The organism is Pseudomonas sp. G11-1 (assembly GCF_024031555.1).
In the GTDB taxonomy this organism is placed as follows: Bacteria; Pseudomonadota; Gammaproteobacteria; order Pseudomonadales; family Pseudomonadaceae; genus Halopseudomonas; species Halopseudomonas bauzanensis.
The window spans coordinates 64,750-83,686 of sequence record NZ_QEYQ01000007.1 but is presented as its reverse complement, the minus strand read 5'-3'; the positions used below and the strand labels follow the sequence as shown (position 1 = coordinate 83,686).

Sequence of the window (18,937 nt, the reverse complement as noted above, 5' to 3'; positions counted from 1 at the left end):
TTAATTACTCAGTTTCAGGAGCACAAAGCCCATGAGTATGCAGGACCCGTTAGCCGATATGCTAACCCGTATCCGTAATGCCCAGATGGCTGAAAAGTCCAGTGTCAGCATGCCTTCGGCAAAGCTGAAGGTGGCTGTCGCCAAAGTACTTAAAGAAGAAGGCTATGTAGCTGGTTACGAAGTGCAGGGCGATGCCAAGCCTGTGCTGTCGATCGAGCTCAAGTACTTCGAAGGCAAGCCGGTAATCGAAGAAATGAAGCGCATCAGCCGTCCCGGCCTGCGTCAGTACAAGTCCGTTGACCAGCTTCCCAAGGTCAAGGGTGGACTGGGTGTCTCGATCGTCTCCACCAACAAAGGTGTTATGACTGATCGCGCTGCTCGCGCTGCCGGTATCGGCGGTGAAGTGCTCTGCACCGTATTCTGATAGGGGGTTACGATGTCTCGCGTCGCTAAGAACCCTGTCACTTTGCCGCAGGGTGTAGAAGTCAAGATTGATGGTCAGGATGTCTCCGTCAAGGGCCCGAAGGGCGCCCTCGCACTGAGCATGCATCCGGCCGTTGAAGTAACCCAGGAAGAGGGCGTACTGCGTTTCGCTCCTCGTCCTGGCAGTGTCAATGCAGCCATGGCCGGCACCACTCGTGCACTGGTCAACAACATGGTTGTCGGCGTCAGCCAAGGTTTCGAGCGCAAGCTGCAGCTGGTTGGTGTAGGATACCGGGCTCAGGCTAAAGGACAGGTTCTGTCCCTGGCCCTGGGTTTCTCCCACCCAATCGACTATCAGCTGCCCGAGGGTGTTTCGGTTGAAACCCCCAGCCAGACTGACATCGTCATCAAAGGCATCGACAAGCAACTGGTCGGTCAGGTAGCCGCGGAAATTCGTGATTTCCGTCGTCCCGAACCCTATAAGGGCAAGGGTGTTCGCTACGCCGATGAGGTCGTGCGTCGTAAAGAAGCCAAGAAGAAGTAGGGCATAGAAAATGAGCGATAAAAAAGTTATTCGTCTCCGTCGCGCTCGTCGTTCGCGTCTGAAACTGCGCGAGCTCGAAGCCGTACGTCTGTGCGTGTACCGTTCTTCGCAGCACATGTACGCACAAGTGATCTCGGCCGACGGTTCCAAGGTTCTGGCCAGTGCCTCCACCCTTGACGCAAACTTGCGCAGTGGCAGTACCGGCAACATCGAAGCCGCCAAACAGGTAGGTCTTCTGGTCGCCGAACGTGCCAAGGCCGCCGGTGTAACTCAGGTCTCCTTCGACCGTTCCGGCTTCAAGTATCATGGCCGCGTGAAAGCGCTGGCCGACGCCGCTCGTGAAGGCGGGCTGGAATTCTAAGGGTAGAGCTATGGCTAATTTCGATCAAAAGCGTGACGAAGGTTACATCGAGAAACTGGTTCAGGTTAACCGCGTCGCCAAAGTAGTTAAGGGCGGTCGGATCTTTGCCTTCACAGCGCTGACAGTAGTCGGCGATGGCAATGGTCGCGTGGGCTTCGGTCGTGGCAAGGCGCGTGAAGTGCCTGCCGCTATCCAGAAGGCCATGGAAGCCGCACGTCGTAACATGATCCAGGTGGATCTGAATGGCACCACCATTCAGTATCCCCTGCGGGCTGCCCATGGTGCCTCCAAGGTATTCATGATGCCGGCCTCCGAAGGTACTGGCGTTATCGCCGGTGGCGCTATGCGCGCCGTTCTGGAAGCCGCTGGCATCCATAACGTACTGGCCAAATGTTACGGTTCCACCAACCCGGTCAACGTCGTTCAGGCTACCTACAAGGGTCTGAAGTCTATGCAGTCTCCCGATTCTGTGGCGGCCAAGCGTGGCAAGACCGTTGAAGACATCGTGGGGTAAGCTGGCATGGCTAATGCAAAAATCAAAGTAACCCTGTTCAAGAGCGTGATCGGGCGTCTGCCGAGCCACAAGGCTTCCGTAAAGGGCCTGGGCCTGCGCCGCATCGGTCATACCGTCGAAGTCGAAGATACTCCGGCTGTACGTGGGATGATCAACAGGGTCTCCTACATGGTCCGGGTTGAGGGTTAAGACATGAAACTGAATGATCTGCGTTCCGCGCCGGGTGCACGCCCTGAAAAGCTGCGCGTCGGTCGCGGTATCGGTAGCGGCCTGGGCAAGACTGCCGGTCGCGGCCACAAAGGTTTGACTTCGCGCTCCGGCGGTAAGGTCGCTCCCGGTTTCGAGGGTGGTCAACAGCCGTTGCACCGTCGTCTGCCGAAGTTCGGCTTCACTTCCAAGATCGCGATGGTGACCGCTGAAATTCGCACCAGCGAGCTGAACAAGCTGGATGTCGATGTTATCGACCTGCAAGCGCTGAAAGACGCCAATATCATTGGTGACAAGTTTGTACGCGCCAAGGTAGTTCTGTCCGGTGATGTAACCAAAGCGGTTACCATCAAAGGTCTGAAAGCTACCAAGGGTGCCCGTGCAGCGATCGAAGCAGCTGGCGGCAAGATCGAGGAATAAGGACTACATGGCTAAGCAAGGCGCTCTCTCTGGAATGAATCAAGGCGGCCTGACGGAACTATGGGGGCGCCTGCGCTTCCTGTTCCTGGCGATCATCGTTTACCGAATCGGTGCCCATATACCGGTGCCCGGTATCAACCCTGATCGTCTGGCAGATATGTTCAGACAGAATGAGGGGACCATTCTTAGCCTGTTCAACATGTTTTCCGGTGGTGCCCTGGAGCGGATGAGTATCTTCGCTCTGGGGATCATGCCGTATATCTCTGCATCGATCATCATGCAGTTGATGACGGCGGTGAGCCCAACGCTGGAGCAGTTGAAGAAGGAAGGTGAGTCCGGACGCCGCAAGATCAGTCAGTACACGCGTTATCTGACGCTGGTACTGGCCTTGATTCAGGCGGTGGGGATGTCGGTTGGCCTGTCCAGCCAGGGCGTGGCCTTCGCTACCGGTTTTGGCTTCTATTTCATAGCGGTCACTACCTTCGTGGCGGGTGCGATGTTCATGATGTGGCTGGGTGAGCAGATCACCGAGCGAGGCGTCGGCAATGGTATCTCCATGCTGATCTTCGCCGGTATCGTTGCTGGTTTGCCCGGCGCAATAGGGCAGTCCTTCGAGGCGGCACGTCAGGGCGATATCAACATCTTCGCGCTGATTACCATCGCCTTGCTGGCGGTTGCCATGATCGCGTTCGTGATCTTCGTCGAGCGTGGTCAGCGGCGCATCACTGTGAACTACGCCAAGCGGCAGCAGGGCCGCAAGGTGTTCGCTGCCCAGACCAGCCACTTGCCGTTGAAGGTGAATATGGCTGGGGTGATTCCAGCGATTTTCGCCAGCAGCATCCTGTTGTTTCCGGCTTCGCTGGGGACCTGGTTCGGCCAGGGTGAGGGCATGGGTTGGCTGCAAAGCCTGTCCCAGGCTATTGCCCCGGGTCAGCCGTTGAACATCATTCTGTTCAGTGCAGGGATCATTTTCTTCTGCTTCTTCTATACAGCGCTGATGTTCAACCCCAAGGATGTGGCTGACAATCTGAAGAAGTCTGGTGCTTTCATTCCGGGTATCCGCCCGGGTGAACAGTCCGCTCGTTATATCGACGGCGTACTGACCCGCCTGACCATGTTCGGAGCCCTGTACATGACTGCGGTCTGCCTGCTGCCGCAGTTCCTGGTAGTCTCGGCCAACGTGCCGTTCTATCTGGGTGGGACTTCGCTGTTGATCGTTGTTGTGGTTGTTATGGACTTCATGTCCCAAGTACAATCGCACCTCGTTTCTCAGCAGTATGAGTCTCTTTTGAAGAAATCGAACCTGAAAGGCTACGGCAGCGGCATGCTGCGCTGATATTTCAGGATTCTGGAGAACGTTATGAAAGTTGCAGCATCAGTCAAGAAGCTTTGCCGTAACTGCAAGGTCATCCGTCGCAACGGCAGCGTACGGGTCATCTGCAGTGCTGAGCCTCGTCACAAACAGCGCCAGGGTTGATTACTCAACCTGCTCTGATTGAAGACTACGTCTCAGGATAACCGCCGCCCGGCCAGTTAATTGGTCGGGTGGTTGATTTTTTTATATGTTAGCGCTACCCTACTGCACCCTTTTTCACGCAACCTTGTTACGTTTGGGTTGAGTCAGGTAGCTGTCAGACGGAGTAATTTGGATGGCCCGTATTGCAGGCGTCAACATCCCGGATAACAAGCATACTGTTATCTCTCTGACCTATATCTTTGGTATCGGTCAAACCAAGGCACAGCAGATCTGTGCCGCCACTGGCATTGAGCCCAGTGCAAAAATCAAGGATCTGAGCGAGGAGCAGATTGATCTGCTGCGTAACGAGGTTGCCAAGAGTAACACCGAAGGTGACCTGCGCCGCGCGATCAACATGAACGTCAAGCGTCTCATGGATCTTGGCTGCTATCGTGGTCTGCGTCATCGTCGTGGCCTTCCGGTCCGCGGCCAGCGCACCAAGACCAACGCTCGTACCCGTAAGGGTCCGCGCAAGCCGATCCGTAAGTAATCGCGAAGGAATATACAGATATGGCTAAGCCTGCTGCTCGTGTTCGTAAAAAAGTCAAAAAGACGGTGGTTGATGGTATCGCCCACGTCCACGCGTCTTTCAACAACACCATCATCACCATTACCGACCGCCAGGGCAACGCTCTGAGCTGGGCGACTTCCGGTGGTTCCGGTTTCCGTGGTTCGCGTAAAAGCACCCCGTTCGCTGCTCAGGTAGCGGCCGAGCGTGCTGGTCAGGCGGCTCTGGAATATGGTTTGAAGAACCTCGACGTTAATGTGAAGGGCCCCGGCCCGGGTCGTGAGTCCGCGATACGCGCGCTGAACTCTTGTGGTTACAAGATCAGCGGCATCACCGATGTCACCCCCATCCCACATAACGGTTGTCGCCCGCCCAAGAAGCGCCGCGTGTAATCAGGAGACGGTTAAATGGCTAGATATATTGGTCCCAAATGTAAGCTGTCTCGTCGCGAAGGCACTGATCTGTTCCTCAAGAGCGGCGTACGCGCTCTTGATTCCAAGTGCAAGCTGGAGAGTCCTCCTGGCGTGCATGGTCAGCGTCGCGGCCGTCTCTCCGAGTACGGCACTCAATTGCGCGAGAAGCAAAAAGTTCGTCGTATCTACGGTGTACTCGAGCGTCAGTTCAGCAACTACTACAAGGAAGCTGCCCGTCTGAAGGGTGCTACCGGCGAGAACCTGCTGCAACTGCTCGAGCGTCGTCTGGATAACGTTGTATACCGTATGGGTTTTGGCGCAACACGTGCCGAAGCTCGTCAGTTGGTTTCCCACAAGGCCATCAGTGTCAACGGCAAGACCGTGAACATTGCGTCCTACCTGGTTTCCCCGGGTGATGTGGTTGCCGTTCGTGAGAAGGCCAAGAACCAGCTGCGCATCAACGGCTCGCTGGATCTGGCTGCCCAACGCGGCCAGGCAGAATGGCTGGAAGTAGACGCTGCCAAGAAGGAAGGTGTCTTCAAGAGCCTGCCCGCACGGAGTGATCTGTACGCCGACATCAACGAGAACTTGATCGTCGAGCTTTACTCCAAGTAAGCGATAGTCAGCAAAAGGTGCCTTTCATGCAAAATTCGGTTGCCGAGTTTCTTACACCACGTCATATCGACGTTCAAGAAACCTCGTCCACTCGCGCCAAGATCACTCTTGAGCCGCTGGAACGTGGTTTTGGTCATACCCTGGGCAATGCGCTGCGTCGCATCCTGCTCTCGTCCATGCCCGGTTGTGCCGTGGTTGAGGCGGAAATCGATGGCGTTTTGCATGAGTACAGCGCCATCGAAGGCGTCCAGGAAGATGTCATCGAGATCCTGCTCAACCTGAAAGGTGTAGCGATCAAGATGCATGGTCGTGATCACGTCACCCTGACCCTCTCCAAGAAGGGCCCGGGTGCGGTCACCGCTGGCGACATTCAGCTGGACCACGATGTGGAGATCATCAACCCTGATCACCACATCGCCACGCTGTCGGACAACGGCGTCCTGAACATGAAGTTGACTGTTGCGCGTGGTCGTGGCTATGAGCCTGCCGATGCGCGTCAGTCGGACGAAGACGAAAGCCGTTCCATCGGCCGCCTGCAGCTCGATGCTACCTACACCCCGGTTCTCCGTGTGGCGTACGTGGTCGAGAGCGCTCGGGTCGAGCAGCGTACCAACCTGGACAAACTGGTCATTGACCTGGAAACCAATGGTACGCTGGATCCGGAAGAAGCTATTCGTCGCGCCGCGACCATTCTGCAGCATCAGCTGGCCGCCTTCGTTGATCTGAAGGGCGACCAGGAGCCTGTAGTGGAACAGCAGGAAGATGAGATCGACCCGATCCTGCTGCGCCCGGTTGACGACCTGGAGCTGACTGTTCGTTCGGCCAACTGTCTGAAGGCTGAAAACATTTACTATATTGGCGATCTGATCCAGCGTACCGAAGTGGAACTGCTGAAGACTCCGAACCTGGGCAAGAAATCCCTGACTGAAATCAAGGATGTTCTGGCTTCGCGTGGTCTGTCACTGGGTATGCGTCTGGACAACTGGCCGCCTGCAAGCTTGAAGAAGGACGACAAGGTTACGGCCTGATCGTCTGACACCGAGGAATTGAGAGATGCGTCATCGTAAAAGTGGTCGTCACCTGAGTCGGACCAGCTCGCACCGCAAGGCCATGTTCCAGAACATGGCGGTGTCGCTGTTCGAGAATGAACTGATCAAAACCACTCTGCCCAAGGCCAAGGAATTGCGCCGTGTTGCAGAGCCGCTGATCACCCTGGCGAAAGAAGATACCGTAGCCAATCGCCGTCTGGCCTTTGACCGCACCCGCAGCAAAGAAGCTGTAGGTAAGCTGTTCAACGACCTGGGCAAGCGCTACGCAGACCGTCCCGGCGGCTATGTACGTATCCTGAAGTGCGGTTTCCGCGCTGGTGATGCGGCACCCATGGCCTACGTGGAACTGGTTGACCGCCCTGAGCTGGCTGCTGCTTCCGAAGAGTAAGTAGCGGGTAGTTCAAGAAAACCGGGCTTTGGCCCGGTTTTTTTATATCTGCGATTTGCTGTGGCTTCCCTGCCAGTTACGCCGTACCGTTAATATGTAAATCCTATCGTTTGGCTTGAGCCAACTCATTGGTTCTATTTCTGCTGGCTCCTTATCATTGCCCCAACGCCACCGGTTCCAGCCGCTGGCCGCCGAATTGATCCAGGAGAGAGAGCACTATGACCGACAAACCAAAACTCACCACCGTGGCCGGTGCACCGGTATCTGAAAACCAGAACGTGATGACGGCAGGACCCCGCGGCCCGATGTTGCTGCAGGATGTCTGGTTTCTGGAAAAACTGGCACATTTCGACCGTGAAGTGATTCCTGAGCGCCGCATGCACGCCAAGGGCTCCGGGGCTTTCGGTGAGTTCGTGGTGACCCATGACATCACTCAATACACCAAAGCGCGGATCTTTGCCGAGGTCGGCAAGAAAACCCCGATGTTCGCCCGCTTCTCCACCGTGGCCGGCGAGCGCGGCGCAGCCGATGCCGAGCGTGATATCCGCGGCGCGGCGCTGAAGTTCTATACCGAACAGGGTAACTGGGACCTGGTGGGCAACAACACCCCAGTGTTCTTCTTCCGCGACCCGCTGAAATTCCCCGACCTGAACCATGCGGTCAAGCGCGACCCGCGTACCAACATGCGCAACGCTAACAACAACTGGGACTTCTGGACCGGTCTGCCTGAAGCACTGCATCAGATCACCTATGTGATGGGTGACCGCGGTATTCCCGCCGGCTACCGCCATATGCATCTGTTTGGTTCGCACACCTACAGTTTCATCAGTGCGGACAATCAACGCTACTGGGTCAAATTTCACTTCAAGACCCAGCAGGGCATCAAGAACCTGACCGACGAGCAAGCCGCTGCGGTGGTGGCCGGGGACCGCGAAAGCTCTCAGCGCGACCTGTACGAAGCGATCGAGAACAGCGACTTCCCGCGCTGGACCCTGTACGTGCAGATCATGCCGGAGACCGATGCGGCATCCTACGGCTTCCACCCGTTCGATCTGACCAAGGTCTGGTCGAAGCAGGACTACCCGCTGATCGAAGTGGGTTACATGGAGCTGAACCGCAACCCGGACAACTACTTCCAGGATGTGGAGCAGGCGGCCTTTACTCCGGCCAATGTGGTACCGGGCATCAGCTTTTCACCGGACCGCATGCTGCAGGGCCGTCTGTTCTCCTACGGCGATGCGCAGCGCTACCGGCTGGGCGTGAACCATCACCAGATCCCGGTGAATGCGCCCCGTTGCCCGGTGCACAGCTACCATCGTGATGGTGCCATGCGGGTCGATGGCAACCAGGGCAGCCGCCTGCATTACGAGCCGAACACCTACGGCGAATGGCAGGAGCAGCCTGATTTCAGCGAGCCGCCGATGGCGCTGGAAGGTGCCGCAGCCCGCTATGATTTCCGCGCTGACGATGCCGACTACTTCACCCAGCCGGGCAATCTGTTCCGTCTGATGTCGGCTGAAGAGCAGCAGCGGCTGTTCCAGAACACCGCACGGGCCATGAATGGGGTTGAGCGTCACATCATGATTCGCCACATCACCCACTGCTACAAGGCCGATCCGGCTTATGGCAAGGGGATTGCAGCAGCGCTGGGTGTGCCGATGTCGGAAGTGCCGGTCTGATAACGACCGCTAGTTGAAAGTAGCCCGCGACGAGGTATTAGTCGCGGGCTTTTTGCAGCTGGAGGAAGGGTTATGCAAGGAAGGAGTCGGCCCAGCCCTGTGGGCCGACTTCTGCTGGTATTCCGTTAGCTGGTCCGATCAGAACGCCGGAACCACAGCGCCCTGGTATTTATCCTCAATGAACTCTCTCACTTCGTTGCTGTGCAGCGCCTTTACCAGCTTCTGCACGGCTTCGTTCTCGGCATCCTGCGCGCGGGTCACCAGGATATTGGCGTAAGGCGAGTCGTCACCCTCGATGGCCAGTGCATCGCTAGTGGGGTTCAGGCCGGCTTCCAGAGCGTAGTTGGTATTGATCAGCGCCAGGTCCACCTGATCGAGGACGCGCGGCAGGGTAGCGGCTTCCAGCTCGCGGATGCGTACCTTGTTCGGGTTGCCTTCAATATCGCGCGGGGTGGCGAGGATATTGCTCTTGTCCTTCAGGGTGATCACGCCGGCCTTGTCCAGCAGCAGCAGCGCGCGGCCGCCATTGGTGGCGTCGTTGGGGATAGCGATGGTGGCCCGGTCGTTGATTTCGTCCAGGGATTTCAGCTTGCTGGAGTAGATGCCAAAGGGCTCTACATGCACGTTGGCGACGCTGACCAGATCGGTGCCACGGCCCTTGTTGAACTCATCCAGATAGGGCTTGTGCTGGAAGAAGTTGGCATCCAGACGGCCTTCGGCAACCTGCAGGTTGGGCTGCACGTAATCCGTAAAGACCTTGATATCGAGCTCAACGCCTTCACTGGCCAGCGCGGGTTTGACGAACTCGAGGATTTCGGCGTGGGGAACGGCAGTGGCGGCGATGCTCAGCTTGTCTGCCGCATGGGCACCGAAGGCAGTGGACAGGGCCAGAACAGCAAGAATCTTCTTCATTGGAAACTCCGAAATAGACGGGGGTGCAGGTTATCGTCCTGCTTATTTTCGTGAATAGTGCACAACCAGGCGGTCGCCGACACTCTGCAGAATCTGCACCAGGATCAGCAACAACACCACGGTCACTATCATGACATCAGTCTGGAATCGCTGATAGCCGTAGCGGATGGCGAGATCGCCCAGACCGCCACCGCCGACCACACCGGCCATCGCAGTATAGGACACCAGGGTAATGGCAATGACCGTGACCGCCGCGATGATGCCCGGGCGAGCTTCGGGCAGCAGGGCTCGGGTAATGATCTGTCGGGTACTGGCGCCCATGGATTGGGTGGCCTCGATGATGCCGCGGTCGACTTCGCGCAGCGCGGTTTCCACCAGGCGAGCGAAGAAGGGGGTGGCGCCCACGACCAGCGGCGGGATGGCCCCGGCTACGCCCAGCGAGGTGCCGGTGATCAGCTTGGTCACGGGAATCATCACAATCAGCAGAATGATGAACGGCAACGAACGCAGCGCGTTGACGACCAGTGACAGCACTGCATACAGGCCGTTGCGCTGGAACATCTGCCGCGGGCCGGTGAGAAACAGCAGGATGCCCAGCGGCAGGCCGAACAGCACGGTGAAGAACAACGAGCCGCCGAGCATCAGCAGCGTGTCCAGGGTGGCGATCCAGATGTCATACCAGTCGATATTGGTGAACAGTTCGCTCATCCGCGTAATACCTCAACATGTACTTCGGCTGCGTTCAGTTGCGCCATGGCCGCATCTACATCGCCGCCAATCAGCGCCAGGGTGAGCTGGCCGCAGGGTTCATCACGGATGCGGTCGATGCGTCCGGCAAGAATGCTGTAATCCACTCCAGTGGCCCGGGCTACCCGGCCGAGCAGGGGAGCGAAGGTGGCTTCACCCAGGAAGGTCAGGCGCAGAATGCGGCCCGGCACGTGGGCGAAGTCCTCGGCTTGGTCTTCATCGCTCTCATCATCGAAAACGAAGCTGCGGGTGGTCGGGTGCTGGGGATGCAGGAAGACATCGCTGACCTTGCCCTGCTCGACGATGTGCCCGCCATCCATGACCGCTACCTGATCGCAGACCCGGCGGATCACGTCCATCTCATGGGTGATCAGCACTATGGTCAACTTCAGTTCCTGGTTGATTTCCGCCAGCAACTGCAGCACCTGCCGGGTGGTATGCGGGTCCAGGGCGCTGGTGGCTTCATCGCACAGCAGAATGCTCGGCTCGGTGGCCAGGGCGCGGGCGATGCCGACCCGCTGCTTCTGGCCACCGGACAGCTGCGCCGGATATTTGTCGGCATGGTCACTGAGGCCGACTCGGGCCAGCAACGACTTGACCCGCGCAGCGACCTGCCGGCGATCGGCAATACCGGCCAGGCGCAATGGCAAGGCCACATTATCCGCAACGGTTGCCGAGGACAGCAGATTGAAATGCTGGAAGATCATGCCCACCCGCTGGCGGAAACGCCGCAGGCCCTGGGCATCCAGCGCGGTGATATCTTCGCCAGCCACGATGATGCGACCGTTGCTGGGTTCTTCCAGGCGGTTGATCAGTCGCAACAGCGTGCTCTTGCCCGCGCCGGAATGACCGATGATGCCGAATACCTGGCCGGCCTCGATGCTCAGGTCGGTGGCATGCAGGGCGGGAATGTCCTGGTTGCCTACCCGGTAGGCCTTGGTTACCTGCTGAAATTCAATCACGTCTCTGTTCGCCGGAAATTGTGAGGATGACCGGAAATACCCATGGCACCTGCCATCAGCTTTCCCGGTCGCGCTCCAGTAGCGGCCCGAGGAAGCGGCCGGTATGTGAGTGGGCCATGCCCGCAACCTGTTCCGGCGTACCGGTGGCAATGATCTTGCCGCCCTTGGAGCCGCCCTCAGGGCCGACATCCACGATCCAGTCCGCAGTCTTGATCACGTCCAGATTGTGTTCGATCACCACCAGGGTGTTGCCATGGTCGCGCAGGCGATGCAGCACATCGAGTAGCTGCTGGATGTCGGCGAAATGCAGACCGGTGGTGGGCTCATCAAGGATGTACAGGGTCTTGCCGGTATCACGCTTGGACAGCTCCCGCGCCAGCTTGACGCGCTGGGCCTCGCCACCGGAGAGGGTGGTGGCGGACTGGCCGAGGCGGACATAGGACAGCCCCACATCCATCAGCGTCTGCAGCTTGCGCGCGAGTGCCGGCACCGCATCGAAGAAGGTGCGGGCCTCCTCGATGGTCATCTCCAGCACTTCGTGGATGCTCTTGCCCTTGTATTTGATCTCCAGCGTCTCGCGGTTGTAGCGCTTGCTCTTGCATACGTCGCAGGGCACATAGATGTCCGGTAGGAAGTGCATTTCCACCTTGATCAGACCGTCGCCCTGGCAAGCCTCGCAACGTCCACCCTTGACGTTGAAGGAGAAGCGCCCGGCCTTGTAGCCGCGCGAGCGGGCCTCCTGGGTGCCGGCGAACAGTTCGCGGATCGGGGTGAACAGCCCGGTATAGGTTGCTGGGTTGGAACGCGGGGTACGGCCGATCGGGCTCTGGTCGATATCCACCACCTTGTCGAGGTGCTGCAGACCATCGAAGCTGGCGTAGGGCGCCGGGTCCAAAGTGGTGGCGCCATTCAGGGCGGTGGCGGTGATCGGATACAGGGTATTGTTGATCAGCGTGGACTTGCCCGAGCCGGATACGCCGGTAACACAGGTGAACAGGCCGACCGGGATCTCCAGATTGACCTTCTGCAGGTTGTTGCCACAGGCCCCTTTCAGCCGCAGCCACTGATCCTTGCGGGTCGGGGTGCGCTTGGCCGGCACCGGGATCTTCACCGCGCCGGACAGATACTTGCCGGTCAGCGACGCCGGGTCATGCATGACATGATCCGGTGTGCCGTGGGAGACAATGCGGCCGCCATGCACGCCGGCGCCCGGGCCAATGTCGACCACATAGTCGGCCAGACGGATGGCATCCTCGTCGTGCTCGACGACGATCACGGTATTGCCCAGGTCGCGCAAGTGGATAAGAGTGCTGAGCAGGCGCTCGTTGTCGCGCTGGTGCAGGCCGATGGAGGGCTCGTCGAGAATGTACATGACGCCCACCAGGCCAGCGCCGATCTGGCTGGCCAGGCGGATACGCTGGGCTTCACCGCCGGACAGGGTGTCGGCGCTGCGGTCCAGGGCCAGATAGTCGAGCCCGACGTTGACCAGGAACATCAACCGCGCACGAATTTCCTTGAGGATTTTCTCGGCGATTTCACCGCGGCTGCCCTGCAGCTTGAGCTGCTCGAAATACTCGGCGGCGGCGCCGACGGGCATGGTGGTGATGCCGGACAGATTGCGCCCGTCGATAAACACATGGCGCGCCTCGCGGCGCAGGCGGGTGCCATGGCAGTCGGGGCAGGGCTGGGTGCTGAGATACTTGCTCAGTTCCTCGCGCACGCTCTGGGATTCGGTTTCCCGGTAGCGGCGCTCCAGATTCGGCAGGATACCCTCGAACGGATGCTCGCGTTTGACGATATCGCCACGGTCATTGAGGTAACGGAACGGCACCTTGTCGCTGCCGGTGCCGTTGAGAACCAGCTTGCGATGCTTCTCGTTCAGGTCATCGAAGGGCTGTTCCAGATCGATGCCGTAATGTTCGGCCAGGGAGCTGAGCATCTGGAAGTAATAGACGTTGCGCCGATCCCAGCCGCGAATGGCGCCTTCGGCCAGGGTCGACTCGCCATTGATCAGGCGTCGGGCATCGAAGAACTGCTTGACCCCCAGGCCATCACAACCGCTGCACGCGCCGGCCGGGTTGTTGAAGGAGAACAGTCGCGGCTCCAGTTCGCTGATCGAATGGCCGCATTCAGGACAGGCAAAGCGGGCGCTGAACACCACCTCTTCGCCTTCTTCCCCCTCCATTGGCGCAACAATGGCGATACCGTCGGCCAGGTTGAGCGTGGTCTCGAAGGACTCGGCCAGGCGTAGCTGCAGGTCTTCACGCACCTTGAAGCGGTCGACTACCACTTCGATGGTGTGTTTGCGGGTTTTCTCCAGCGCCGGTGCTTCGTCCAGATCATGGATGCGGCCATTGATGCGCGCACGCACAAAGCCCTGGGCGCGCAGCTCATCGAGCAACGCCAGGTGCTCGCCCTTGCGTTCGCGCATGACTGGCGCCAGCAACATGAGCTTGCTGCCCTCGGGGCGGGCCAGCACCTGATCAACCATCTGGCTGACGGTCTGGGCGGCCAGCGGCAGGTCATGGTCCGGGCAGCGCGGCTCGCCAACCCGGGCGAACAGCAGGCGCAGGTAATCGTAGATCTCGGTGATGGTGCCGACGGTGGAGCGCGGGTTGTGCGAGGTGGATTTCTGCTCGATGGAGATCGCTGGCGACAGCCCCTCGATGTGATCGACATCCGGCTTTTCCATCATCGACAGGAACTGCCGGGCATAGGCCGACAGGGATTCGACGTAGCGGCGTTGGCCTTCTGCGTACAAGGTATCGAAGGCCAGCGACGACTTGCCAGAGCCGGACAGGCCGGTGATGACGATCAGCTTGTCGCGGGGTAGATCCAGATCAATGTTCTTCAGGTTGTGGGTACGCGCCCCACGTATCAGAATTGTATCCACAGCAGATTACCCGCAGCCAGCAAAGCTCGACAGTATACGTGTTTCGGGGTAGTCCCCGCAAAAATCGCCGGCCGAAAGGTCATCCACCCTGTTGCCATCTGGGTGCGTCATAAGGTCATCGCCGGATCGGCATGCGACTCCTGTTTCGACCGCTCAAGCATGCTAAAATGCCGCCTTTTGTCTACCGCAGCGGAGATTCCATGTACCCGGCAGATTCCATGTCGTCCGAAGAGCGCCGTGCAGCCTCGTCCCTGGCTGCGGTGTTCGCGTTCCGTATGCTCGGGCTGTTCATGGTGCTGCCGGTACTGGCAACCTACGGTCAGGACCTGGAGGGTGCCACGCCCCTGTTGATCGGCATGGCCATCGGCGCCTATGGCATCACCCAGGCGTTTCTGCAGATTCCCTTCGGCATGTTGTCGGACCGCATTGGCCGCAAGCCGGTAATCATCGGTGGTCTGCTGTTGTTCGCCCTCGGCGGCCTGGTGGCGGCGCAGGCCGACAGTGTGGTTGGCGTGATTGCCGGGCGCGTTTTGCAGGGCGCCGGTGCCATCGCTGCAGCGATCATGGCCCTGGTCGCCGATCTGACGCGCGACCAGCACCGCACCAAGGCCATGGCGATGATCGGCATGAGCATCGGCCTGTCGTTTGCCGTGGCCATGGTCGCCGGTCCGCTGATTGCCGGGGCGGCCGGTCTGGCTGGCGTGTTCTATACCACCGCCGTGCTGGCGCTGGTCGGCATTGCCCTCATCGGGCTCGTCGTGCCGACGCCAACGCAGGCGTTTCATCATCGCGACGCCGGGGTGACCCGCGGCGCGTTTCTGCCGGCCCTGAGTAACCCTGACCTGCTGCGGCTGAATTACGGCATCGCTGTGCTGCATGCCCTGTTGATGGCCTGCTTCGTGGCCATCCCGCTGGCGCTGCAGGAGCAGGCCGGGTTGCCCCGCGAAAGCCATTGGTGGGTCTATCTGACGGCGTTGCTGTTGTCCTTCGTCGGCATGGTGCCGTTGATTATCTACGCCGAGCGTCAGCGCAAGATCAAGCGCGTGGTGCTGGGCGCTATTCTGCTGTTGGCGGCGGTGCAGCCGATGATGTGGTTGAGCACGGCGTCGCTGGCCTGGCTGGTGACCGCGATAGTGCTGTTTTTTGTCGCCTTCAACGTGCTGGAGGCGACCCTGCCATCCTTGCTCAGCAAGATTGCCCCAGCGGGTAGCAAGGGCACGGCCATGGGCATCTATTCCACCAGCCAGTTCGCCGGCGCGGCGCTTGGTGGAGTATTGGGTGGTGCGGTATATGGCAGTTTCGGTCTGAGCGGGGTGTTCGTCTGTTGTGGACTGCTCGCGGTTTCCTGGTTTGCGATTGGTGCTACTATGGCCGAGCCTCCTTACGTGACGAGCTATCGTTTGGCAGTGGATCCAACACTGGTCAGGGATGAAGCATTGCTTCGCAGAATACTGGACGTACCAGGAGTGGCCGAGGCAATCATCGTGGCTGAGGAAACAGCCGCTTATATCAAAGTCGATACACAGGTGCTGGATCGCGAGCAGCTGGATCGGGTCTTGCACCCGGTTTGAATAAATCAGGCACCAGAGGAGAGTGAATATGGCCAGAGGCGTAAACAAAGTAATTCTGATCGGTAACGTGGGCGGCGACCCCGAAGTGCGCTACCTGCCCAACGGCAATGCGGTGGCCAACGTCACCCTGGCTACCTCCGACAGCTGGAAGGACAAACAGACCGGTCAGCAACAGGAGCGGACCGAATGGCACCGCGTGGTGTTCTTCGGCCGCCTGGCGGAAATCGTCGGTGAGTACGTGCGCAAGGGCTCCAAGCTCTATATTGAAGGCCGCCTGCAGACCCGCGAGTGGGAAAAGGACGGCGTCAAGCGTTACACCACTGAAATCGTGGTCGATATCGGCGGACAGATGCAGTTGCTCGACGGCCGTCCCCAGGGCGGCGAAGGCATGGCGCCACGTCCGCAGCAGTCGCGCCCGGCCCCCCAGCGTCAGGCCCAGCAGCCGCAGCAACAGCAGCAACCGGCCCAGCCGCAGGCGCAGCAGATGCCGGATTACGACAGCTTCGATGACGATATTCCGTTCTAGTCGATGTCTTGACGACGCTGAAGTAGATATATCAAAAGCCCTGTTTTTCAGGGCTTTTTGATTGGTGGGTGCCGCTGGCGCTGTTTCTCAGGTGGCTTTGACAGGTTGGCGAGCAGGAGCCGGAGCACTTTGCTCCTCAGGGGCCGTCAGATAGGCTTCCAGCGAATCATCTATGGCCTCGAGCCAGCGAGTATGGTGTCGCGGAGCCACGGTGCCGGTCATCAATGAGCGGTAGGAGTAATCGCGGAAGCTCATGAGATCCTCATGCTTGTGCTCTTCCCACATAAAGAACGTCTTGTTCACCCCGTCGATATCAAAGCTTGGATAATCGGTCTGATCGATCAGGGTACGCACATAGTCACCCTGGAATACGATCATGCTTTCGTCCGTATCGAGGGTTTCTTCACGATCGCGCCACGCTTGGCTATCCCGCTGCATTGCAGCCTGGTCAGGTAATGCAATCCGGCCGAGAAGCACATCCCTTGCATACCAGGCCTGCGCATCAAACATATTGAAGGTGTACCACTGGTCCTGCATGCCGAGATAGAACAGCTTCGGATTGTTTTCCCATACCACGCCCTGATACAGGTTCAGCGGCCACAGCCGGTTACTGGTCTTCAGTCGCAGTGATTCGTCCAGGAAGGGAAAATGGTGCAAGTAGCCGGTGCAGAGAATGATTGCATCGACCCGTCTGGATGTTCCGTCTTTAAAGTATGCGGTATTACCATCCACCTTCAGCAGCAGCGGCTTTTCTTCCCAATTGTCTGGAAAAGCGAAACCCATCGGCCGGGTGCGATAGCTGGTGGTGACGCTGCGCGCGCCGTATTTGTAACACTGTGACCCGATGTCTTCGGCAGAGTAACTGCTGCCGACCAGCAGCACGTCCTGGCCGCGGAATTCGAGTGCATCGCGGAAGTCGTGGGCATGCAGTATGCGGCCGCTGAAACGATCGAAACCGTCGAAATCCGGCACGTTGGGCGTAGAGAAATGTCCTGACGCGACGATGACATGATCATAGAGTTCAGTCGTGACCACATCGGACTCATGGTCATGTGCCACCACAGTGAACTGCTCGCTATCTTCGTTGAATGTAATCTGGCGCACCGGGCAGTTGAAGCGGATATATCTGCGGACATCGGCTTTCTCGACGCGCCCTTTGATGTAATCCCACAGGACCTCGCGGGGCGGGTATGAGGCGATGGGCTTGCCGAAATGCTCTTCGAAGGTGTAATCGGCGAACTCCAGGCATTCCTTCGGCCCGTTTGACCAAAGATAACGGTACATGCTGCCGTGTACGGGTTCGCCGTGCTGATCGAGGCCGGTGCGCCAGGTGTAATTCCATAGTCCGCCCCAGTCCGCCTGTTTTTCATAACAGACCAGTTCCGGGATCTCGCAGCCTTTTTCCTGGGCTGACTGGAATGCACGCAGTTGCGCTAGCCCGCTTGGGCCGGCACCGATAATGGCGACTCTCATGAATTATCTCCTATAACGATGATGCGTCTGCTTCTTCCTCCTGCTAGAAAATATTGTCTTTGTAATTCAATAAGTTGAAAGAAGAAGAGAGACGATATTTGTGCAGAGAAGTGCGGTTTATTATTTCGTCGTGTAAGGACTATACAGGATAGAAGGTTAAAATGTGATCAATTTCTCTGTGTTTTCGTATCGTCCCGAGCCGCTGGATACAATCTGTCGAGCAGGGCGGTGCTGTTTTCTGACCGACTCGAAGGGGGTTCGATATGTCGCGCCTTGGCTGTTACGCCGCCGTTTGAAATAGGGAGCTGGCGGGATTACGGTCGCTTTGCCAGTAACATTCCCGGCTGAAATAACCTTGGCTACCCGACTTGGGATGACTGACTATGGTGTGCCGGGACTTTCAGTAATCAGAATCTGCGGAGTATGCATGTCGGAAATCTATTTTGTGCGCCACGGCCAGGCTTCGTTCGGCTCCAGCAACTACGATCAGCTGTCGGAGCTGGGGCATGAGCAGGCGCGTCTGCTGGGGGAGTATTTCCGCGAGCGAGACCTGCGCTTCGATCACATCGTTACCGGTGACATGGTGCGCCATCGCGAGACCGCCGAGGGCATCTGCACCGGCATGGGCCTGGGTGCGCAGCAGTTCGAGGTGTATCCGGAACTCAACGAATTCGACTTCCATTCGGTGTTGCGCGCCTATACCACGCAGTTTCCGGAACATGCGCTGCCGGAAAAACCGGTAGCAGCGGATTTCTTCCGTCGGCTGAAGAAGGGCATCCTGCTGTGGTCCACCGGTGAGCTGGAAGGGGAGCTGCCGGAAACCTGGGCCAGCTTCGAGCAGCGCCTGGGCGCATTCCGGGAAAGTGTCATGCAGCGCCATGCCGGCCAGCGTGTGCTGGCGGTCAGCTCCGGTGGTGCTATTGCCATGCTGGTGCGCCAGTTGTTGCAGGCGCCGGAGTCGACCATGGTCGAACTCAATCTGCAGACCCGCAACACCGCGCTGACGCACTGCCGCTTCAACAGCCGGAGCATGCGTCTGAGCAGCTTCAACAATGTGCCGCATCTGGATCGCCTCGATCGGGAGTCGATGATCACCTACACCTGACCGGGTGCTATCTGCCGGTAGTGGGCAGGCAGTAAATGTGGCTGCTTCCGACATGCTGCGCTGATGACGTGAGCGGCCGAACATTGCACAATGCAGCCTGACAACATCATC

General features: G+C 58.6%; 22 protein-coding genes. 17 read left to right on the top strand and 5 right to left on the bottom strand.

Going from position 1 to position 18,937, the window contains the following annotated elements; all coding sequences use genetic code 11:
- The first annotated feature begins 31 nt into the window (after positions 1 to 31).
- From rpsH to DHB74_RS15870, 14 genes are all read left to right on the top strand, one after another.
- Positions 32 to 424 (top strand): 30S ribosomal protein S8, encoded by a 393-nt coding sequence (gene rpsH / locus DHB74_RS15935; protein ID WP_036993701.1) that lies wholly within the window; start codon positions 32 to 34, stop codon positions 422 to 424.
- 12 nt (positions 425 to 436) lie between these two features.
- Positions 437 to 967 carry a 50S ribosomal protein L6 gene (gene rplF, locus DHB74_RS15930; protein WP_036993698.1) on the top strand — a complete coding sequence of 177 codons (531 nt, stop codon included), beginning with the start codon at positions 437 to 439 and terminating at the stop codon, positions 965 to 967.
- A gap of 10 nt (positions 968 to 977) precedes the next feature.
- A complete protein-coding gene (rplR, locus tag DHB74_RS15925) occupies positions 978 to 1,328 on the top strand; it encodes a 50S ribosomal protein L18 (protein WP_036993696.1) in 351 nt (116 codons plus the stop codon).
- Between the two features lie 10 nt (positions 1,329 to 1,338).
- Entirely contained in the window at positions 1,339 to 1,842 is a 504-nt protein-coding gene (gene rpsE / locus DHB74_RS15920; protein ID WP_036993694.1) for a 30S ribosomal protein S5, read from the top strand.
- 6 nt (positions 1,843 to 1,848) lie between these two features.
- Entirely contained in the window at positions 1,849 to 2,031 is a 183-nt protein-coding gene (rpmD, locus tag DHB74_RS15915) for a 50S ribosomal protein L30 (protein WP_036993692.1), read from the top strand.
- Positions 2,032 to 2,034: 3 nt separating this feature from the next.
- Positions 2,035 to 2,469, top strand: a complete 435-nt coding sequence (gene rplO, locus DHB74_RS15910) for a 50S ribosomal protein L15 (protein ID WP_036993690.1) — start codon at positions 2,035 to 2,037, stop codon at positions 2,467 to 2,469.
- A 7-nt stretch (positions 2,470 to 2,476) separates the two neighbouring features.
- Positions 2,477 to 3,805, top strand: coding sequence for a preprotein translocase subunit SecY (secY, locus tag DHB74_RS15905; protein ID WP_036993688.1), 1,329 nt, complete (start codon positions 2,477 to 2,479; stop codon positions 3,803 to 3,805).
- Between the two features lie 24 nt (positions 3,806 to 3,829).
- The gene (rpmJ, locus tag DHB74_RS15900; RefSeq protein ID WP_074781302.1) at positions 3,830 to 3,946 is read left to right on the top strand and encodes a 50S ribosomal protein L36; all 117 of its coding nucleotides are present in this window, start codon (positions 3,830 to 3,832) and stop codon (positions 3,944 to 3,946) included.
- 172 nt (positions 3,947 to 4,118) lie between these two features.
- Positions 4,119 to 4,475: a 30S ribosomal protein S13 gene (gene rpsM / locus DHB74_RS15895; RefSeq protein WP_036993686.1), complete on the top strand. Its 357-nt coding sequence runs from the start codon at positions 4,119 to 4,121 to the stop codon at positions 4,473 to 4,475.
- Positions 4,476 to 4,495: 20 nt separating this feature from the next.
- A complete protein-coding gene (rpsK, locus tag DHB74_RS15890; RefSeq protein WP_036993685.1) occupies positions 4,496 to 4,885 on the top strand; it encodes a 30S ribosomal protein S11 in 390 nt (129 codons plus the stop codon).
- Positions 4,886 to 4,900: 15 nt separating this feature from the next.
- A complete protein-coding gene (gene rpsD / locus DHB74_RS15885; RefSeq protein WP_036993684.1) occupies positions 4,901 to 5,521 on the top strand; it encodes a 30S ribosomal protein S4 in 621 nt (206 codons plus the stop codon).
- Between the two features lie 26 nt (positions 5,522 to 5,547).
- On the top strand, positions 5,548 to 6,549 hold the full coding sequence (locus DHB74_RS15880) for a DNA-directed RNA polymerase subunit alpha (RefSeq protein ID WP_036993682.1): 1,002 nt from the start codon (positions 5,548 to 5,550) through the stop codon (positions 6,547 to 6,549).
- Between the two features lie 25 nt (positions 6,550 to 6,574).
- Positions 6,575 to 6,958 carry a 50S ribosomal protein L17 gene (gene rplQ, locus DHB74_RS15875; protein ID WP_036993680.1) on the top strand — a complete coding sequence of 128 codons (384 nt, stop codon included), beginning with the start codon at positions 6,575 to 6,577 and terminating at the stop codon, positions 6,956 to 6,958.
- Between the two features lie 218 nt (positions 6,959 to 7,176).
- Positions 7,177 to 8,637 carry a catalase gene (locus tag DHB74_RS15870; protein ID WP_036993678.1) on the top strand — a complete coding sequence of 487 codons (1,461 nt, stop codon included), beginning with the start codon at positions 7,177 to 7,179 and terminating at the stop codon, positions 8,635 to 8,637.
- A gap of 138 nt (positions 8,638 to 8,775) precedes the next feature.
- On the opposite strand, the gene DHB74_RS15865 is transcribed toward DHB74_RS15870, so the two are convergent.
- The 4 genes from DHB74_RS15865 to uvrA are packed head-to-tail and all read right to left on the bottom strand — an operon-like array spanning position 8,776 to position 14,151.
- The gene (locus DHB74_RS15865; protein ID WP_074781301.1) at positions 8,776 to 9,549 is read right to left on the bottom strand and encodes a MetQ/NlpA family ABC transporter substrate-binding protein; all 774 of its coding nucleotides are present in this window, start codon (positions 9,547 to 9,549) and stop codon (positions 8,776 to 8,778) included.
- Between the two features lie 42 nt (positions 9,550 to 9,591).
- Positions 9,592 to 10,257: a methionine ABC transporter permease gene (locus DHB74_RS15860; RefSeq protein WP_074781300.1), complete on the bottom strand. Its 666-nt coding sequence runs from the start codon at positions 10,255 to 10,257 to the stop codon at positions 9,592 to 9,594.
- Positions 10,254 to 11,258: a methionine ABC transporter ATP-binding protein gene (locus DHB74_RS15855; protein WP_036993675.1), complete on the bottom strand. Its 1,005-nt coding sequence runs from the start codon at positions 11,256 to 11,258 to the stop codon at positions 10,254 to 10,256. The genes DHB74_RS15860 and DHB74_RS15855 overlap by 4 nt, the downstream gene beginning before the upstream one ends.
- 55 nt (positions 11,259 to 11,313) lie before the next feature.
- Positions 11,314 to 14,151 carry an excinuclease ABC subunit UvrA gene (gene uvrA / locus DHB74_RS15850; protein ID WP_499161999.1) on the bottom strand — a complete coding sequence of 946 codons (2,838 nt, stop codon included), beginning with the start codon at positions 14,149 to 14,151 and terminating at the stop codon, positions 11,314 to 11,316.
- Positions 14,152 to 14,351: 200 nt separating this feature from the next.
- On the opposite strand from uvrA, the gene DHB74_RS15845 reads away from it, so the two are divergent.
- Together DHB74_RS15845 and ssb are read left to right on the top strand one after the other, a co-directional pair.
- On the top strand, positions 14,352 to 15,722 hold the full coding sequence (locus DHB74_RS15845) for an MFS transporter (protein ID WP_074781297.1): 1,371 nt from the start codon (positions 14,352 to 14,354) through the stop codon (positions 15,720 to 15,722).
- Positions 15,723 to 15,750: 28 nt separating this feature from the next.
- A complete protein-coding gene (gene ssb, locus DHB74_RS15840; RefSeq protein ID WP_036993666.1) occupies positions 15,751 to 16,248 on the top strand; it encodes a single-stranded DNA-binding protein in 498 nt (165 codons plus the stop codon).
- A gap of 87 nt (positions 16,249 to 16,335) precedes the next feature.
- Here ssb and DHB74_RS15835 read toward each other — a convergent pair whose 3' ends face one another.
- Positions 16,336 to 17,721 (bottom strand): trimethylamine monooxygenase, encoded by a 1,386-nt coding sequence (locus DHB74_RS15835; RefSeq protein WP_499161996.1) that lies wholly within the window; start codon positions 17,719 to 17,721, stop codon positions 16,336 to 16,338.
- Positions 17,722 to 18,148: 427 nt separating this feature from the next.
- Between DHB74_RS15835 and DHB74_RS15830 the strand changes: the two genes are divergently transcribed.
- Positions 18,149 to 18,826 (top strand): histidine phosphatase family protein, encoded by a 678-nt coding sequence (locus tag DHB74_RS15830; protein ID WP_074781295.1) that lies wholly within the window; start codon positions 18,149 to 18,151, stop codon positions 18,824 to 18,826.
- The last annotated feature ends 111 nt before the right edge of the window (positions 18,827 to 18,937 follow it).

Coding starts and splice junctions, on each gene's coding strand:
- rpsH (WP_036993701.1), top strand. CDS start 32: ATGAGTATGCAGGACCCGTTAGCCGATATGCTAACCCGTATCCGTAAT.
- rplF (WP_036993698.1), top strand. CDS start 437: ATGTCTCGCGTCGCTAAGAACCCTGTCACTTTGCCGCAGGGTGTAGAA.
- rplR (WP_036993696.1), top strand. CDS start 978: ATGAGCGATAAAAAAGTTATTCGTCTCCGTCGCGCTCGTCGTTCGCGT.
- rpsE (WP_036993694.1), top strand. CDS start 1,339: ATGGCTAATTTCGATCAAAAGCGTGACGAAGGTTACATCGAGAAACTG.
- rpmD (WP_036993692.1), top strand. CDS start 1,849: ATGGCTAATGCAAAAATCAAAGTAACCCTGTTCAAGAGCGTGATCGGG.
- rplO (WP_036993690.1), top strand. CDS start 2,035: ATGAAACTGAATGATCTGCGTTCCGCGCCGGGTGCACGCCCTGAAAAG.
- secY (WP_036993688.1), top strand. CDS start 2,477: ATGGCTAAGCAAGGCGCTCTCTCTGGAATGAATCAAGGCGGCCTGACG.
- rpmJ (WP_074781302.1), top strand. CDS start 3,830: ATGAAAGTTGCAGCATCAGTCAAGAAGCTTTGCCGTAACTGCAAGGTC.
- rpsM (WP_036993686.1), top strand. CDS start 4,119: ATGGCCCGTATTGCAGGCGTCAACATCCCGGATAACAAGCATACTGTT.
- rpsK (WP_036993685.1), top strand. CDS start 4,496: ATGGCTAAGCCTGCTGCTCGTGTTCGTAAAAAAGTCAAAAAGACGGTG.
- rpsD (WP_036993684.1), top strand. CDS start 4,901: ATGGCTAGATATATTGGTCCCAAATGTAAGCTGTCTCGTCGCGAAGGC.
- DHB74_RS15880 (WP_036993682.1), top strand. CDS start 5,548: ATGCAAAATTCGGTTGCCGAGTTTCTTACACCACGTCATATCGACGTT.
- rplQ (WP_036993680.1), top strand. CDS start 6,575: ATGCGTCATCGTAAAAGTGGTCGTCACCTGAGTCGGACCAGCTCGCAC.
- DHB74_RS15870 (WP_036993678.1), top strand. CDS start 7,177: ATGACCGACAAACCAAAACTCACCACCGTGGCCGGTGCACCGGTATCT.
- DHB74_RS15865 (WP_074781301.1), bottom strand. CDS start 9,549: ATGAAGAAGATTCTTGCTGTTCTGGCCCTGTCCACTGCCTTCGGTGCC.
- DHB74_RS15860 (WP_074781300.1), bottom strand. CDS start 10,257: ATGAGCGAACTGTTCACCAATATCGACTGGTATGACATCTGGATCGCC.
- DHB74_RS15845 (WP_074781297.1), top strand. CDS start 14,352: ATGTACCCGGCAGATTCCATGTCGTCCGAAGAGCGCCGTGCAGCCTCG.
- ssb (WP_036993666.1), top strand. CDS start 15,751: ATGGCCAGAGGCGTAAACAAAGTAATTCTGATCGGTAACGTGGGCGGC.
- DHB74_RS15835 (WP_499161996.1), bottom strand. CDS start 17,721: ATGAGAGTCGCCATTATCGGTGCCGGCCCAAGCGGGCTAGCGCAACTG.
- DHB74_RS15830 (WP_074781295.1), top strand. CDS start 18,149: ATGTCGGAAATCTATTTTGTGCGCCACGGCCAGGCTTCGTTCGGCTCC.